The sequence below is a fragment of the Parabacteroides acidifaciens genome, assembly GCF_003363715.1.
GTDB classification, from domain to species: Bacteria; Bacteroidota; Bacteroidia; order Bacteroidales; family Tannerellaceae; genus Parabacteroides; species Parabacteroides acidifaciens.
Genome location: NZ_QREV01000025.1, coordinates 1 through 16,387 on the forward strand (window position 1 = coordinate 1; position 16,387 = coordinate 16,387).

Annotated in this window: 13 protein-coding genes and 2 tRNA genes; 2 read left to right on the plus strand and 13 right to left on the minus strand. The window is 46.4% G+C overall.

All coding sequences use genetic code 11. The features are described from left to right. Positions 1-192 precede the first annotated feature (192 nt). The 5 genes from DWU89_RS11350 to DWU89_RS11370 form a co-directional block, all read right to left on the minus strand. Positions 193-265, minus strand: a tRNA-Lys gene (locus tag DWU89_RS11350). 31 nt (positions 266-296) lie between these two features. After that, a tRNA-Lys gene (locus tag DWU89_RS11355) sits at positions 297-369 on the minus strand. Between the two features lie 92 nt (positions 370-461). Continuing rightward, positions 462-1,265 (minus strand): MBL fold metallo-hydrolase, encoded by an 804-nt coding sequence (locus DWU89_RS11360; protein WP_115499767.1) that lies wholly within the window; start codon positions 1,263-1,265, stop codon positions 462-464. A gap of 30 nt (positions 1,266-1,295) precedes the next feature. Continuing rightward, entirely contained in the window at positions 1,296-2,366 is a 1,071-nt protein-coding gene (locus DWU89_RS11365) for an asparaginase (RefSeq protein WP_115499768.1), read from the minus strand. 22 nt (positions 2,367-2,388) lie between these two features. Next, a complete protein-coding gene (locus DWU89_RS11370) occupies positions 2,389-3,000 on the minus strand; it encodes a trimeric intracellular cation channel family protein (protein ID WP_115499769.1) in 612 nt (203 codons plus the stop codon). Between the two features lie 156 nt (positions 3,001-3,156). Between DWU89_RS11370 and DWU89_RS11375 the strand changes: the two genes are divergently transcribed. Further along, a complete protein-coding gene (locus DWU89_RS11375) occupies positions 3,157-4,635 on the plus strand; it encodes a DUF3943 domain-containing protein (RefSeq protein ID WP_115499770.1) in 1,479 nt (492 codons plus the stop codon). Here the strand turns inward: DWU89_RS11375 and DWU89_RS11380 are convergent. From DWU89_RS11380 to DWU89_RS11395, 5 genes are all read right to left on the minus strand, one after another. Then, positions 4,632-6,269: an ABC-F family ATP-binding cassette domain-containing protein gene (locus DWU89_RS11380; protein WP_115499771.1), complete on the minus strand. Its 1,638-nt coding sequence runs from the start codon at positions 6,267-6,269 to the stop codon at positions 4,632-4,634. The genes DWU89_RS11375 and DWU89_RS11380 overlap by 4 nt on opposite strands. 668 nt (positions 6,270-6,937) lie before the next feature. Then, the gene (locus tag DWU89_RS11385) at positions 6,938-7,936 is read right to left on the minus strand and encodes a M28 family metallopeptidase (protein ID WP_115499772.1); all 999 of its coding nucleotides are present in this window, start codon (positions 7,934-7,936) and stop codon (positions 6,938-6,940) included. 282 nt (positions 7,937-8,218) lie between these two features. Further along, the gene (locus tag DWU89_RS20790) at positions 8,219-8,377 is read right to left on the minus strand and encodes a hypothetical protein (protein ID WP_167451669.1); all 159 of its coding nucleotides are present in this window, start codon (positions 8,375-8,377) and stop codon (positions 8,219-8,221) included. Between the two features lie 190 nt (positions 8,378-8,567). Beyond that, positions 8,568-9,110, minus strand: a complete 543-nt coding sequence (locus tag DWU89_RS11390) for a beta-class carbonic anhydrase (protein ID WP_115499773.1) — start codon at positions 9,108-9,110, stop codon at positions 8,568-8,570. 34 nt (positions 9,111-9,144) lie between these two features. After that, positions 9,145-9,921, minus strand: coding sequence for a Cof-type HAD-IIB family hydrolase (locus DWU89_RS11395; RefSeq protein ID WP_115499774.1), 777 nt, complete (start codon positions 9,919-9,921; stop codon positions 9,145-9,147). A gap of 114 nt (positions 9,922-10,035) precedes the next feature. Between DWU89_RS11395 and DWU89_RS11400 the strand changes: the two genes are divergently transcribed. Further along, positions 10,036-11,211: a porin gene (locus DWU89_RS11400; RefSeq protein ID WP_115499775.1), complete on the plus strand. Its 1,176-nt coding sequence runs from the start codon at positions 10,036-10,038 to the stop codon at positions 11,209-11,211. A 72-nt stretch (positions 11,212-11,283) separates the two neighbouring features. Here DWU89_RS11400 and DWU89_RS11405 read toward each other — a convergent pair whose 3' ends face one another. From DWU89_RS11405 to nifJ, 3 genes are all read right to left on the minus strand, one after another. After that, the gene (locus DWU89_RS11405) at positions 11,284-11,955 is read right to left on the minus strand and encodes an MIP/aquaporin family protein (RefSeq protein WP_115499776.1); all 672 of its coding nucleotides are present in this window, start codon (positions 11,953-11,955) and stop codon (positions 11,284-11,286) included. Positions 11,956-11,998: 43 nt separating this feature from the next. Beyond that, positions 11,999-12,562: a GNAT family N-acetyltransferase gene (locus DWU89_RS11410; protein ID WP_115499777.1), complete on the minus strand. Its 564-nt coding sequence runs from the start codon at positions 12,560-12,562 to the stop codon at positions 11,999-12,001. A gap of 247 nt (positions 12,563-12,809) precedes the next feature. Then, positions 12,810-16,361: a pyruvate:ferredoxin (flavodoxin) oxidoreductase gene (gene nifJ, locus DWU89_RS11415; RefSeq protein ID WP_115499778.1), complete on the minus strand. Its 3,552-nt coding sequence runs from the start codon at positions 16,359-16,361 to the stop codon at positions 12,810-12,812. Between the last annotated feature and the right edge of the window lie 26 nt (positions 16,362-16,387).

Here is a 16,387-nt window from a genome sequence, read left to right on the forward strand (position 1 = left end):
AATTATTTTTTGCTTTCTCCACAACTTTCCGGGGTGATCCTGTAAAAGAGCTACCCCCAAGAAATATCGGGTGAGCCCTTTTATTCCATAAAAACAAAGATAATTATTTCCGGTTAACTTACCCGATAAAAAAGCTCTATAAACAAAAACAGCATTTCACAGGATCACTGTAAAATGCTGTTTTGTTATTTGTGACCTGGGAGGGGCTCGAACCCTCGACCCAATGATTAAGAGTCATTTGCTCTACCAACTGAGCTACCAAGTCGACGTTTTTTTGTTGGTTTTGTTTGAGTGAGTGACCTGGGAGGGGCTCGAACCCTCGACCCAATGATTAAGAGTCATTTGCTCTACCAACTGAGCTACCAAGTCATTCATGCTATCGTTGTTTCTCGATTGCGGGTGCAAAGATAGGAGTTTAATTTTTCTTTGCAAACTTTTCCTGCAGTTTTTATCGAAAAAATCTATTCAAACTCAAAAATGTCAGACGGTGTAGTCCGCTTCAATGCATGCAAAGAGACATCTTTGCCTACCCGCACGCCTTCCTGGAACAAGCGGATATCGACAGTCTTATAAGCAAGCTCGGGATGGTTATTATCACGGCTCAGGTGACACAACCAGATGTCTTTCAGCTTCGGATCATAATGAGTCGCCAGAAACTCGGCTGCTTCACGGTTGCTCAAATGTCCGGTCGGACTGGCCACACGCTCTTTCAGGAAAGCGGGATAAGTACCGAACTTCAACATTTCCTCATCATAATTGGCCTCTATGATCAGATGGTTCGCCATACTCATATATTTGCTTACCGTATCGGTAATATGGCCGACATCCGTCGCAAAAGTGAACTTATGGTCCCCGTATTCGATGTAGTAACCGACATTGTCGGTACTGTCATGCGGAACTTCAAAAGCTGTAATATGGAAATCACGGATCGTGAAAGGGATTTCCTTTTCGATTATTCTACGGGAATTGACCAGCGTCTCCTCCACATAGCGACTCTTCTCGATACCTCTATGGACAGCGGCAGTCGCGTAGACCGGCAGATTAAGCTTCTCCCCCAGGCAACCCACCGTCTTGATGTGATCAGCATGGTCGTGCGTGATCAGGACTGCAATAATTTTGGAGAAGTCGATCGCTCTATCTTTCAACACCTTCTTTATGGTACGAATACCGATACCTGCATCAATCAACACCCCGAACTCGGGTGTTCCCAGATAATAGCAGTTTCCACTGCTTCCACTTGCTAAACTTAAAAATGATAGTTTCATTTCAATATCCAATTCAGTCCTTAACAGGAATTACGGGCGAAACGTATCCGGGATTGTCACCTCCCCGATCAGCGAACAGTTCATATGGTCCTTCACCTCCTCCGGCGTCAAGCCGTGACCGAAAAGGAACATGAGCTTGGTCACAGCACTTTCCGTCGTGCTGTCGAATCCGCTTATCACCCCCGCTTCCAATAATTTATGCCCAGTCTCATACCGGTGCATTTCCACACTTCCGGCACTACACTGGGTTACATTCACAATCACAATTCCCCGACTTACCGCATCTTTGAGCATCGCCAGGAACCAGTCGTAACACGGAGCGTTTCCGCTTCCGAACGTTTCCATGACCACTCCTTTCAAATCCGGGATATTCAGGATACTTTCTACCACCTGCGGGGAAATACCCGGAAAAAGCTTCAGTATCGCAATATTCCTGTCCAGCAGGTAATGCGGCTTCAACGGTTTCCGCGACACAGGATGATAGACCTGCTGCGTGTCATACTTTATATAGATGCCGGCATGTGCCAGCGGAGGATAATTGTATGAACGGAACGCATTGAAGTTGTCCGCGTTGATCTTACTCGTACGGTTACCCCGCAACAGGTCGTTCTCGAAAAAGATGCAAACCTCCGGCACGATCGGAATGCCGTTGTCCTTGGCGGCGGCAATCTCGATAGCGGTAATCAGGTTCTCCTTTCCATCCGTCCGCAACATGCCGATCGGCAACTGCGAACCGGTAAAGATGACCGGTTTACTCAGATTCTCCAACATAAAACTCAAAGCTGATGCAGTGAACGACATCGTATCCGTACCATGAAGCACGACAAAGCCGTCGTACAGCTGGTAGTTGTCAGCAATGATCTTCACAATCTTCATCCACGATTCCGGCCCCATCTCCGACGAATCCATCGCCGGGTCGAACTGGATAGTCGAAACAGCATATCCCAGCTTCTTCAACTCCGGCATATTATCCTTCAAATGCTGGAAGTTGAACGATTCCAGCACGCCGGTTTCAGGGTTTTCGATCATACCGATTGTTCCACCTGTATAAATGAGCAGGATAGAGGCTTTCTCACTTTGAGTGTTCATGTTTGCTGTCATATAGAGCACAAAGTTAATAATTTTATTCTTCCCCTTTTAATACAGGAACGCTTATATGATATTTTACGGCCAGTATTCTTGCAACAAATATACCGGTCGCCGCAATGAGCTGTGTCAGCGACGGACCGATCCCCATTTGCAGGCAGGCAAAATAAATTACGCCGCCCAGCACACAGGCCAGCGCATAGATATCTTTACGGAATATCAGCGGCACCTCGTTAATCAGAATGTCACGGATCATACCGCCGAAAGCTCCCGTGATCGTCCCCATCACGATAGCCACCCACATGGGAAAACCGAAGGCAAGCGCTTTCTCGATGCCGACCACGCCAAACAAACCAAGCCCGATCGCATCGAATATAAAGAAGGTATTGTTCAAACTAATAACATATTTCCGGAATATAATAACGAAGAGTAATGCCAGCGCCGAGATAATCAGGTAAGAGGCCTGTTCCATCCAGAAAGGAGTGGCATTGAGCAGGATATCGCGAATCGTACCGCCCCCCACTGCAGTAACTACACCAATCACATACGCACCGAACCAATCAAATTGTTTAGCAGAAGCCAAGCGGATACCACTAATAGCAAAGGCAAATGTCCCGGTGTAGTCGCAAAACGTAATGAAGTCTATCATTTTGATTTTTTCTGCAAAAATAAGTATTTCCTTCCAATGTTGTTGTTTTCTATCAAGTCGACCTGATAATAATTTAAACCAAACGAATATCCGGCTGTTTATTATATATATGTTTGTACCTGATTATGTGCTGATGATTATCTAATTAAGAGAAAAATGAAGAAATTTATATTAGCCGGACTGATTTGTCTGCTTTCGTCCTCTTGGGCATGGGGACAAGATTATATCCCTCAAACTGTACACCGTTATTACGTCAGTGATACGACCTTGTTCCAACCCCGCCGCCCCTGGAAAGCGGCAGCCGAAACATTCGGGCTCAATATGCTTGTCTGGGGATTCGACCGTTTTATCATGAAAGAAGAGTGGTCCTATATCAACGGGCACACCATTAAAAGCAACTTCAAGAAAGGCCCGGTCTGGGACACCGACCAGTTCACCACAAACCTGTTCTCCCACCCCTATCACGGTTCGCTCTATTTCAATGCGGCCCGCAGTAACGGGATGAATTTCTGGCAGTCCGCCCCGTTTGCGGCCGGCGGTAGCCTGATGTGGGAATTTTTTATGGAGACCGAACCGCCTTCGATCAACGATATGCTGGCAACGACATTCGGCGGGATCGAGTTAGGTGAAATCACCTACCGCCTGTCCGATTTGTTTATCGACAACCGCTCGTCGGGAGCCGAACGCGTAGGGCGCGAAGTGTTGTCGGGCATCCTCTCCCCCGTCCGTGCATTCAACCGCATCATTTCGGGCGAAGCCTGGCGGCACAGCTCTTCCAAAGGACGTACTTACAGCTCCGTCCCAGTCAACTTCGTAGTGACGACAGGACCTCGTTTTTTAGCTGAACAGGAAGGATCGAAACGGGGAACAACCAGTTTAAATGTTAACTTCCGTATCGATTATGGGACACCGATTAATGATGATTTCTATTCGCCTTACGAATGGTTCCGCTTCAACTTCGGGCTCGACCTGTTCTCCGCCCAACCGGTCGTCAGCCAAGTGAATGCCATCGGCGCCTTATGGGGAAAAACGGTTTGGACGAAAGGACCTCGTACACTCTCCGCCGGGTTCTTCCAGCATTTCGACTTCTACAATTCCGAACTGCGCCACGGAAGCGACATGACCGTTCCGCCCTATCGCATCGCCGCACCGGCCTCGGCAGGTGGCGGTCTAATCTACTACAAGCAGGCGACACCAGGAGACAAAACAGATATATATTCCGAATTTTATCTCAACGGCGTTGCGCTGGGCGCCAGCCTGTCCGATTATATGCTGCTCGGCGAACGGGATTACAACTTAGGCAGCGGCTACAGCACAAAAGCCGGAGCCGGCATCATCTATGACAAACGACTGGCTTTCCTGCTCAATTTGGAGAATTACCATATCTTCACATGGAAGGGCTACAATCCGGAGATGGACTGGTCCACAACAGACCCAAGCACCCTGAACATCCAGGGCGACAAGGGAAATGCACGTCTGACGATTTTCTCGATGAAATTAGCTTACATACTGAAAGACCGGTGGAACATCACGCTGACAAACCGCTATTTCTCGCGCCGGACAAACTACAAGTATTATCCGCGCGTAGATAGCTCTACTTACGACTTGATGTTGGGATTGGGCATACGGATTTAGTTCTTCCGTTCCAGCTCGTTCAGGTTCTCCATCTTCTTACGTTGCAGGAATTCGTAGATTCCTTCCAGATGTTCGGTAACTTTCTTGTTGCCGAACTCATATACTTTGGTGACAAGCCCGTCCAAGAAATCGCGGTCGTGCGAAACGACAATTAACGTCCCGTCAAAGTCCAGCAGGGCCTGTTTCAGGATATCTTTCGTTTTCATATCCAAGTGGTTCGTCGGCTCGTCGAGAATCAACAGATTGACCGGTTCGAGCAACAACTTGATCATCGCCAGACGCGTCCGTTCGCCACCCGAAAGCACTTTCACTTTCTTCGCCGAGTTCTCGCCGCCAAACATAAAGGCTCCTAACAGGTCCTTGATTTTATTTCGGATATCACCTTTAGCCACATCATCTATCGTCTGGAACACCGTTAGGTTTTCATCCAGCAAGGAAGCCTGATTCTGGGCGAAATAACCGATCATCACATTATGGCCGATCGTCAGCGTGCCATCGTGCTCGATTTCTTTCATGATACACTTCACCAACGTAGATTTACCCTCTCCGTTCTTTCCGACAAAAGCGATCTTGTCGCCGCGTTCGATCGTCAGATTGGCATTACGGAAGACCGTGTGTTCGCCATACGATTTCGCCACATTCTCGATGATCACCGGATAGGAACCGGAACGGGGCGACGGCGGGAATTTCAGGCGCAAAGCGGAAGTATCCTCTTCGTCCACTTCCAGTATCTCCAGCTTTTCAAGCATCTTCACACGGCTCTGCACTTGCAAAGTCTTGGAATAAGTACCTTTGAAACGTTCGATAAACTCCTTTGTTTCGGCAATAAACTTCTGCTGCTCGTCGTAGGCTTTCTGCTGCTGTTCGCGGCGTTCCTTGCGCAATTGCAAGTATTGGCTGTAATTCACTTTATAGTCGTATATGCGGCCCATCGTCACTTCAATCGTACGGGTGGTGATATGGTCGACAAAGGCGCGGTCGTGGCTGATCACGACGACCGCCTGCCCGTTATCGATCAGGAAATCTTCCAGCCATTGGATAGACTCGATATCGAGATGGTTCGTCGGCTCGTCCAGTAACAACACATCCGGCTTCTTCAGCAACAGCTTGGCCAGCTCGATACGCATACGCCATCCACCGCTGAACTCGCTCGTCTGGCGCGTAAAGTCTTCACGGGTAAAGCCCAGCCCCAACAGCGTTTTCTCTATGTCGGCATCATAATTGATTTCTTCAATGGAATAGAACTTCTCACTCAAGGTCGAAACACGTTCGATCAGCTCCATATAACTGTCCGATTCGTAGTCCGTACGCGTTTCCAACTCCTTATTCAGTTCGGCAATCTCCGCCTCCATCTGGTGCAGATGGGCAAAGGCCTGTGCAGTCTCTTCAAACACCGTACGCCCGTCTTCCGTCATCAAATGCTGCGGCAGGTAAGCGATCACCGTATCTTTCGGGGCGGATACTTTTCCGCGAGTCGCCTCACGCACGCCTGCCAATATCTTCAACAAGGTGGATTTACCGGCTCCATTCTTACCCATCAGGGCAATCCGGTCTTTCTCGTTAATGACAAAAGAAACATCTGAAAATAGTGCGCTACCGCCAAACTCTACTGTTAGTCCGTCTATTGAAATCATATATTATTAATGTATTACCTTATATAAAATGAGCGGCAAAGGTACGAAATAAATCGACATCCTAACGAATGCCTTTTCGGGTCTTATCATATAAATGATGATTCTATTCCGACAAGTTTTGAACCTTTTACAAATAAAAAAATAGACAATAACCCCCATTTCGGCAGTTTTTCTATTTCGTCCGAAATCTTGATCAATTTTGGATTGACTCTTTTCATGGTTTTACCCCCTCTACCTGACACCAGATGAAATGAGGTGCCGAGGTCACTCCGAAATACGTGCAATTTGATTATCAGAAGGCCAAAACAGCGGCAAAGTGATAAAGCTTAACTCCCGGAGAATCGAATATTTGAAAATAAAACGGACGGCGTCCCAAATATCCCAAGGAAATTCAGGGGGCTTTTTTACCCTTACAACGGTCCTCTTTCCAATTACGACCGTTCTAATCTCCATTACGACCGTCCTAATCTTCGCGAGGTGCCGAGTGCACTACACATTAGAACGGTCGTAATGGCAAAGAGGACGGTCATAATTGCTGGAAACACTCAAAAAAGGCGAAAAAGTCCCTTTTTGAGGTCAAAAAAGTGGATTAACATTTATTTAATTTCAGATGTCTTTCGAGCCTGAAAAATGCGTTTTATACAATAAGGGGGTAGGAATAGCATTATTTAATACTCTTTCTCATTCGCCAGATTCCACATATTCAGAAAAGAGGCTTTGGTGATATCGACGATTTTATTCCAATTGATTTTTTCCACATGGTCGCCCGGCATATGATAGTCGGGATGGCCATCCGTATGATACCAGATAACCGGAATATCCAACAGGGCAAATGAAGCATTATCACTCCCTCCTACCGGTTTGTCCCACGGACGATAATCCGGTGCCAGATTCAAACCGTATTTCTTGATATCGTTCTTCAACCAATCGCCAAACGCAGGATGCGTCTCGGTATAGAAATAGACGACGTGCGTCGGTTTAGACTCGTCGTTATTGCGGCCTATCATATCGTAATTCAGATATCCTTTCACTTTATCCATATCGGGGAATGTCTGCACAAAATATTTGGAACCCAACAGGCCTTTTTCCTCACCGTCCCAGAAAGCAAAGATCACAGTCCGCTCCGGCTGCACGCCCGTTGCCAAAAACGCTTTTGCAACCTGTAAAACAGCCGAAACGCCGGATGCATTATCGTCGGCGCCATTATAAATTTGGTCGCCATCCAGCATCGGATCGATCCCCAAATGATCGTAATGGGCGCCGATAATCACATATTCGTTCGGGTTCTTGCCTTCGATCTTTCCCAAAATATTATTCATCGACAACTTCTGGTGGACACCTTGCTTCAGCTTGGCGATCGAATCCGGATGAACCTGGAAACGCCCTCTCTTCTGCCGCTCTTTATTATAGGCATCGAAAGGCTGATAATAAGACTCGAACAAAGGCTCGATCCCCATCGTCTTCAGATTGGAAACAATATATTCGCCGGCAATACGCCCGCCGCGGAAACCGGCCTCGCGCCCTTCGAGGGCATCGCTTGCCAAGAAACCGATATAGGCCTCCGCATTGGTCTTATTAATCACATCCAGCCCTTTCTTTTCGGGCGATTCGGCCCACAATGTAGCACTTAGCGCTATGGAGACTAAGAATAATCCCGCTTTTCTCATTTTGATACTGTGTTTTTACTGATTATAGTTTTACAACTACAAAGATAACATAAAAGCGGCGTAATAAAATCACTCCTGATAAATAGAATGTTAATAAAATGGTTGTGTAAATACCCGGAAATACGAATTAGGAAGGAAGGAAGGAAAAGGGCAATAAAAAAAGGCCAAACTCCGCTATCTCTTAAGCGTCGAATGCCTCCTCTGCATCTATCTCTCACCTGTCTTTCTAAAGACAAGGGTGGAGAGACAACATCAATACAAAATTATTTACTTGTTTAATACTCAATTTTTAGAGCTTTCGCTCATTTGGTTCATCAATCTGCGGATCTCAGCATTTACTCGCTGACACATTGAACCATTTCCAACGGACTGATAACGATCAGCCTGATAACGCAACATCGCTAAAGTACGCATACTTTTTTCATTTTCTCTCATCATCATAATTTTACTCATTTAAGTTCCCCACGCTTGGAGAACGATTAATAATAACTAAACCTAAACTTTCTCTTTCTTTTTGTTTACAGTGCAAAGATAAGCATTTTATTTAAAACAATGCTGTAAAACATAGTTTTTCTTGCACGTTTATACATTTTTAAGTTTTCATTCAGGTCTATCCAGTCCTGTTTCCCAATCAAACAACCGGGGTTAACTCGCCTGTTGTCGAGTCGATTACAAATCCGCTAACCGTTATATCCGATGGGATCAGCGGATGGTTTCGCACTTGCGACACAGTCTCGCGGACTGAACTTTCTGGTGTGTCGAACCCGCGCAACCAGGACTTGAAGTCAATGCCGCAATAGCGCATCATGTCGATATGCTCCGAAGGGATTCCCCTTTTCTTCATCACCTCGATCATCTGTTCGCTGTCCATATGCTTAGCGCCACAGTCGGTATGTCCGATAATCATCACTTCGTTCACACCCAATTCATAAATGGCGACCAGCAGGCTCCGGATCACACTGCCGAAGGGATGGGATATGATAGCTCCCGCATTCTTGATAATCTTGACATCGCCGTTCTTTATGCCCAAAGCGGCGGGCAACAACTCCGTCAGGCGGGTATCCATACAGGACACGATCGCTATTTTCTTATCAGGATATTTGTTGGTGATAAACTTCTCATATCCTTTATTCTTTACAAATTCACGATTGAATCTTAACAGTTCGTCTATCATAATCTCCCCTATTTTTATATATAACAGTTCAAAATCAAATTATGTTGAAATGTTTCAGCGCATTGTAGATACCGTTCTCATCGACAGAAGTCGTCACATAGGCGGCCGACTTCATTACCTCTTCTGACGCATTTCCCATTGCCACACCGATGCCGACATGGCTAAGCATCTGGATATCATTGCCTCCGTCACCAAAAGCCATGCATTCGTCCAAGCCGATATGGAAATGTGCCAGCATCTTGTCGATGCCGACACGCTTACTGCTTCCGTGCGGCACAACATCTGTAAACAACGCATTCCAGCGCGTAGACTCACAATGGGACAGGACTTTCATAATACGCTTTTCCTGTTCTGCCGTAAAGAAAGCGATCAACTGGTAAACCGTCTTTCCATAAATATCTTCTATCGGACGGATGGGAGGCGCAGGGAAATTTAGCAGATGAAACACGTCGTTCACCGCCTTATCCGTATAGTTCATGAAAATCTCGTTTTCCTGCACAAAGGCGCACGGGAACTCACCTTCCTGATTCTGATAGCGCACCAGCGCTTCAATATCCTTATCCGGAATGCTATGTTTATAGATCACATCGTCCTTTCCGACAAACACATAACCGCCGTTCAGCGTCACATAACCGTCAAACTCGAGATCGCCTAAATTATTAATGGAGCTGCGATGACGACCGGTAGCGATAAACACTTTAATTCCTTTTTTCTTCAATAATTCAAGCGCATGAAGAGTCGACTTGGGAACAACATGTGTCTTAAAACTGACTAACGTCCCGTCGATATCAAAAAAAACTGCCTTAATCATAACCTAAACTCTTTACCATATTAAAAACCTTAGGCAAAGGTAAGAATAAATACGGATTTCCAAAGGTTGTGGAAAATTACTATATTTGAACGCTAAAATATTTCAATTGCAAACATGAAAACACATCTTTACTTATTGACAATACTATTATTATCGGTCCAATCGGTTTTGGCCCAAGAAGTTGAAAAGGAATCCACTCCGGGACAGGAACCGACGCTCGTTGAACGCCTCACGGGAGGAAGGAAGTTGATCGAAAGTGCGGAAATGAATTTCCAGCTGTTCACTTCGGCCAACGCCAACTTCACCGGATCTAATTTCGACGGCATGAATTTCAAGCTAAACCGTGTCCGGTTGGAGATAAAAGGAGATGTATGGAAAAACCTCTCCTATCATTATCGTCAGTCGTTCAACAAATATTCGGACCCTTATTCACTGGACAATCTTTCGTCTTCGCTCGAATTAGCTTATGTCAACCTGAAAGTGCATGACAAATTTGGCTTTACGATAGGTAAACAGTTCGTGAACTTCGGAGGATATGAGTATTATGTCAATTCGATAAAAGTGCGCGAGTTCAGTGAGTTCAATAACCTGCTGACTTGTTACCAGGCAGGTATATCGGGCAACTGGCAAGTCAACACAAACCAAGAGATTTGCTTCCAGATCGTCAACAACCGGAGCGGCCAGGACGATGAGATCTATCCGACCGGACTACCAGAGAACACACGGGAGGCGAAAGTGCCTTTCATGTACACGGTGAACTGGAACAGTTATTATTTCGACCGTGTCCTGCAACTCCGCTATGCAGCCGCGATGGGACAGCAGACGCAGAAGCGTTATTCTTACTATTTCACCTGCGGCAATACGGTCGAGAAAGGGCCGTTGCTCACTTACTTGGATATCATGTACACGCGGCAAGGACTGGACCAGCACGGTGTTATCAGCCGCCTGCCCGCGACTGCACAAACGGCTTGCAACACCGAATATCTGTCCATCATCGCCGATCTCGATTACCGCATCCACCCGCGCTGGAACGTCTATGTGAAAGGCGCATACGAAACCGGACGTGTCTACAAGGCAAACGGCCCGTTCGCCAAAGGCATGTACCGCCGGTCCTGGAACGCACAAAGCAGCATCGAGTTTTTCCCGATCAAGCAAAGCGACCTCTTCATCTTCCTGCTCTACACATACCGGGGCGTAAAACTCGAAAGGCCGGCCCTCGACATGGGAGCCGTCGACCCCGACACGCACCGCATTTCGCTGGGACTTGTCTATTCAATCCCTGTATTTTAAACGGTTCCTTTGGTTACTAAAAAGCGGAATCCTCTTTCGAAGATTCCGCCTCAATTATGTTTCTTTATAATTCTATTCTTTCTCAGCAACCATTTTCCACACTCCGGCAGACAAAGCCGCACCGATTAACGGAGCTACGATAAACAGCCATAACTGCGACAAAGCCTCTCCACCGGCAAACAAAGCCGGACCGATACTACGGGCGGGGTTTACGGATGTACCCGTAAGAGGTATGCAAACAATGTGCACCAGGACAAGAGACAGACCGATAGCCAATCCGGCAAAATTGCCCGCCCCTTTCTTCGCATCAGTCGTACCCAATACGACCAGCACAAAAACAAATGTAAAGACGATTTCCGCAATCAGGCCGCCGGCAATCCCGACACCCGGAGCACACGAATTAGCTCCCGTCGTTGTCGCATATTCCATATCGATATTAGAAGTAAGTATCCACAGAATCGTGGAACCGATCAAAGCTCCGATCACCTGGAACAGCATATACATAAGGCCTTCCTTTGATTTCATCCGGCCTGACAACATACACCCCAACGTAATAGCCGGATTAATATGGCATCCTGAAGTCCCGCCAATTGTATAAGCCATCGCCACAACCGAAAGTCCGAACGCCATCGCAACCATTAATACCTGTGCGGGAGTTCCACATCCGCCATTAAAAATTGCGCTACCGCATCCCATCAGTACCAGAACCATCGTACCGATCATTTCTGCCAAATACTTTTTCATAATAAGAAAATTAATTATAGATTCAATGTCGTAAAGATACTACTTATTTTAGATTTTCAATCCACTCTGTTCTGAGCATAGCGTATATTATATCATCGACCCATTCTCCGCGTAGATAATAGCTTTCTTTGAAATGAGCTTCTTTCCTGAATCCCAGCCGTTCAATTAGTCGGATAGAAGCTCTGTTTCTTGGGTCAATAGATGCTATAACACGATGTTTCTTTAATGTCACGAAAAAACAGTTTACCATTGCCGTCAATGCTTCGGTTGCATAACCTTTACCTTGAAATTTTTTATTCAACGTACAACCGATCTCTACCTGCATTCTTTCATGTCCTGTGAAAATTATTCCCATATCCCCGATCAGGCGATTTTCATTCTTAGCCAGAATGGCAAACTGGAAACAGGCATCTGCAATATCCATATTCACGGGCATATTGGTGATATAATTACGAACTTCCTCAACAGATTCGGGAAACCAGCCCTGATATCGGTTTTCAATAGTATCAGAACGGTAAGAATATATTTCTTCTGCATCATCCGGCTTCGCTAACCGTATAATCAATCTGTCGGTCAGAATATCGTCAATAGTAGTACCTGTTTTCATCTTTTATTTTTAGCTTGTTAAAATATATTGCTCCAAACAGTCTATCAAATCTATTGGTGATACACTATTCTTGTTTCATTCGTTTCACTCACAAAAATACTAATTATTTGGGATACTGGCATGAATAAATAATATAATACAAAGCAGAGTGTAACGAACGCTGTCCCAGCTAATCCGCTACACTCTGCTTATTTACTTTTCTATTTTATCAAGAGGGAATAAAAGCCCTCTTATCTACAAGAATCAATTACTCTTCCACGCTCCAGTTTTCAGCAGCCATACGTTTGTAGCTGCGCAGACGCCATTTTGCGTTTTCTTCGGCAGCGGCAAACAGTTCGGCAGCTTCTGCCGGATATTGTTTTGCTACAGAAGCGAAACGAACTTCACCTTTCAGGAAGTCCTGGAACTTGCTCCAATCCGGTTCTTTAGAATCCAAGGTGAACGGGTTCTTGCCTTCGGCTTCCAGAGTAGGATTGTAGCGCCACAAGTGCCAGTAGCCACATGCAACAGCTTCTTTCTCTTCAGCCTGCGATTTACCCATACCTTTCTTCAAACCGTGGTTGATACAAGGAGCATAAGCGATAATCAAAGAAGGACCGTCGTATGCTTCTGCTTCGCGGATCGCTTTCAATGTCTGAGCCTGGTCTGCCCCCATGGCGATCTGAGCAACATATACGTAACCGTAAGTTGTTGCCATCAGACCCAGGTCTTTCTTGCGGACACGCTTACCTGAAGCGGCAAACTTAGCGATTGCACCGACCGGAGTAGCCTTGGAAGACTGACCGCCTGTGTTAGAATATACCTCTGTATCCAGAACCAGGATGTTCACGTTCTTACCAGAAGCGATTACATGGTCAAGACCTCCGTAACCGATATCGTAAGAAGCACCGTCACCACCGATAATCCATTGTGAACGTTTTACCAGGAAGTGAGACAGTTCCTTGATCTGAGCACAAACCGGACAACCGGCCTTGATGCCTTCTTCCACGAAAGCCATCAACTGCGGAGCCAATTCTTTTGTCTTGTCAGCATCGTTCTGATTAGCGACCCATGCGGCAGCCAATTCTTTCATCTCAGCTGGTGAATGCTCGCCGGCACCGATCTTGTTCATCAGGTCTGTCAGGCGCAAACGCATCTTTTCATTAGCCAGTTCCATACCCAGACCGAATTCACAGAAGTCTTCGAACAGAGAGTTGGCCCATGCAGGACCTTCACCCTTTTCGTTTGTCGTGTACGGAGTAGAAGGAACAGAACCTGAATAGATAGAAGAACATCCTGTTGCGTTAGCAACCATTTCGCGGTCACCGAACAACTGGGAAATCAGTTTCACATACGGAGTTTCACCACAGCCGGAGCAAGCGCCGGAGAACTCGAACAACGGAGTTGCGAACTGTGAGTTCTTCACGTTAGACTTGATGTCTACCAAGCTCTGTTTAGAGCTTACGTTAGCCACACAGTATGCCCAGTTGTCAGCTTCAGCCAACTGGCCTTCCAGCGGAGCCATAGCCAACGCCTTGTTGCCCTTGAAGCCCGGACAGATATCGGCACAGTTACCGCAACCTAAACAGTCGAGAACGTCAACCTGCATACGGAACTTCATGCCCTTCATCGTAGCCGGAGCCTTTACATCCAGCATCGGGAAGTTAGCACCCTTCTGTTCTTCGTCATTCAGTACGAACGGACGGATAGAAGCGTGAGGACAAACATAAGCACACTGGTTACACTGGATACAGTTTGCTTCATTCCAAACCGGAACAAATGCGGCAACACCGCGTTTTTCGTATTTGGAAGTGCCCTGATACCAAGTACCGTCTTCGATGCCTTTGAAAGCAGAAACCTTCAACAAGTCGCCATCCTGTGCATTGATAGGACGAACCACTTCGTTGATGAACGCCGGATCGTTGTTAACAGCAGCGTCATCGTCCAGCAGGTTTGCCCATGCAGGATCAACAGTCAGCTGAGTGTATTCACCACCGCGGTCTACGGCAGCATTGTTCTTGTCTACGATATCCTGGCCTTTCTTGCCATAAGACTTCACGATGAATTTCTTCATCTGTTCTACAGCCAGATCAACAGGGATTACGCCTGTGATACGGAAGAATGCAGACTGGAGGATCGTATTGGTACGATTGCCCAAACCGATTTCCAGCGCAATCTGTGTAGCGTTGATATAGTAAACAGTAATATTTTTCTGAGCGAAATAACGTTTTACCTTGTTCGGCAGGTGTTTTGCCAGTTCTTCGCCATTCCATACTGTGTTCAGCAAGAACGTACCATTCTCACGCAAACCGCGAGTCACATCGTACATACGCAGATAAGCCTGAACGTGGCAAGCAACGAAGTTCGGAGTGTTCACCAAATAGGTAGAACGGATCGGATGATCACCGAAACGCAGATGAGAACAAGTGAAACCGCCTGATTTCTTAGAGTCGTAAGAGAAATAAGCCTGGCAATATTTATCTGTATTATCACCGATGATCTTAACCGAGTTTTTGTTAGCACCAACCGTACCGTCAGCACCCAAACCGTAGAACTTAGCTTCGAACATACCTTCGCCACCCAGTGCGATTTCTTCTTTCTGAGGCAGAGAAGTGAATGTTACATCGTCTACGATACCCAGAGTGAACTGGTTCTTCGGCATCGGCAATGCCAGGTTTTCATATACGGAAAGAATCTGAGCCGGAGTCGTATCCTTAGAACCCAGACCATAACGGCCGCCTACGATAACCGGAGCATTTTCCTGGCCATAGAAGCAGTCTTTTACATCCAGATACAGCGGTTCGCCCGTTGCACCCGGTTCTTTTGTACGATCCAGAACAGCAATACGCTTAGCAGTCTTAGGAACAGCTGCCAGGAAGTGTTTAGCCGAGAACGGACGATACAAGTGAACGGATACCAAACCAACTTTTTCACCCTTAGCTGTCAGATAGTCGATAGCTTCGCGTGCAGCTTCCGTAACAGAACCCATTGCGATGATTACGCGTTCTGCATCTTCAGCTCCGTAGTAATCGAACAAACCGTATTTGCGGCCTGTGATCTTGGAAAGTTCGTTCATATATTCTTCTACGATAGCAGGAACTGCTTCATAGTAAGAGTTGCTCGATTCTCTGTGCTGGAAGAAGTGGTCAGGATTTTCAGCCATACCACGGGCAACCGGAGTCTTCGGATTCAAGGCACGTGCGCGGAATTCAGCCAGCGCTTTCTGGTCGATCAGCGGAGCCAAGTCTTCATTTTCCAATGCTTCGATCTTCTGGATTTCGTGTGATGTACGGAAACCGTCGAAGAAGTTCACGAAAGGAACACGGGATTTGATTGTAGAAAGGTGAGCCACACCAGCCAGGTCCATAACTTCTTGTACAGAACCTTCGGCCAACATTGCAAAACCTGTCTGACGGGCAGACATAACGTCCTGGTGGTCGCCAAAGATACACAGTGCGTGTGAAGCCAATGTACGGGCAGATACGTGGAATACGCAAGGCAGCAATTCACCTGCGATCTTGTACATGTTCGGGATCATCAGCAACAGACCCTGAGAAGCAGTGTAAGTCGTAGTCAGCGCACCAGCCTGCAATGAACCGTGAACTGCACCGGCAGCACCGCCTTCAGATTGCATTTCCTGCACCATTACAGTTTCGCCGAAAATATTCTTACGTCCGGCAGCAGCCCATTCATCTACATATTCTGCCATTGTAGATGACGGAGTGATGGGGTAAATAGCCGCAACTTCACTGAACATATAGGAAATATGTGCAGCAGCCTGGTTACCATCACAGGTTAAAAATTTCTTCTGTTTTGTCATAGACTCTTACTATTAGTATTTAAAAA

Excerpts from the sequence above, each read along its gene's own strand:
- DWU89_RS11360 (WP_115499767.1), bottom strand. The coding sequence starts at position 1,265 with ATGAAACTATCATTTTTAAGTTTAGCAAGTGGAAGCAGTGGAAACTGC.
- DWU89_RS11365 (WP_115499768.1), bottom strand. The coding sequence starts at position 2,366 with ATGACAGCAAACATGAACACTCAAAGTGAGAAAGCCTCTATCCTGCTC.
- DWU89_RS11370 (WP_115499769.1), bottom strand. The coding sequence starts at position 3,000 with ATGATAGACTTCATTACGTTTTGCGACTACACCGGGACATTTGCCTTT.
- DWU89_RS11375 (WP_115499770.1), top strand. The coding sequence starts at position 3,157 with ATGAAGAAATTTATATTAGCCGGACTGATTTGTCTGCTTTCGTCCTCT.
- DWU89_RS11380 (WP_115499771.1), bottom strand. The coding sequence starts at position 6,269 with ATGATTTCAATAGACGGACTAACAGTAGAGTTTGGCGGTAGCGCACTA.
- DWU89_RS11385 (WP_115499772.1), bottom strand. The coding sequence starts at position 7,936 with ATGAGAAAAGCGGGATTATTCTTAGTCTCCATAGCGCTAAGTGCTACA.
- DWU89_RS20790 (WP_167451669.1), bottom strand. The coding sequence starts at position 8,377 with ATGATGATGAGAGAAAATGAAAAAAGTATGCGTACTTTAGCGATGTTG.
- DWU89_RS11390 (WP_115499773.1), bottom strand. The coding sequence starts at position 9,110 with ATGATAGACGAACTGTTAAGATTCAATCGTGAATTTGTAAAGAATAAA.
- DWU89_RS11395 (WP_115499774.1), bottom strand. The coding sequence starts at position 9,921 with ATGATTAAGGCAGTTTTTTTTGATATCGACGGGACGTTAGTCAGTTTT.
- DWU89_RS11400 (WP_115499775.1), top strand. The coding sequence starts at position 10,036 with ATGAAAACACATCTTTACTTATTGACAATACTATTATTATCGGTCCAA.
- DWU89_RS11405 (WP_115499776.1), bottom strand. The coding sequence starts at position 11,955 with ATGAAAAAGTATTTGGCAGAAATGATCGGTACGATGGTTCTGGTACTG.
- DWU89_RS11410 (WP_115499777.1), bottom strand. The coding sequence starts at position 12,562 with ATGAAAACAGGTACTACTATTGACGATATTCTGACCGACAGATTGATT.
- nifJ (WP_115499778.1), bottom strand. The coding sequence starts at position 16,361 with ATGACAAAACAGAAGAAATTTTTAACCTGTGATGGTAACCAGGCTGCT.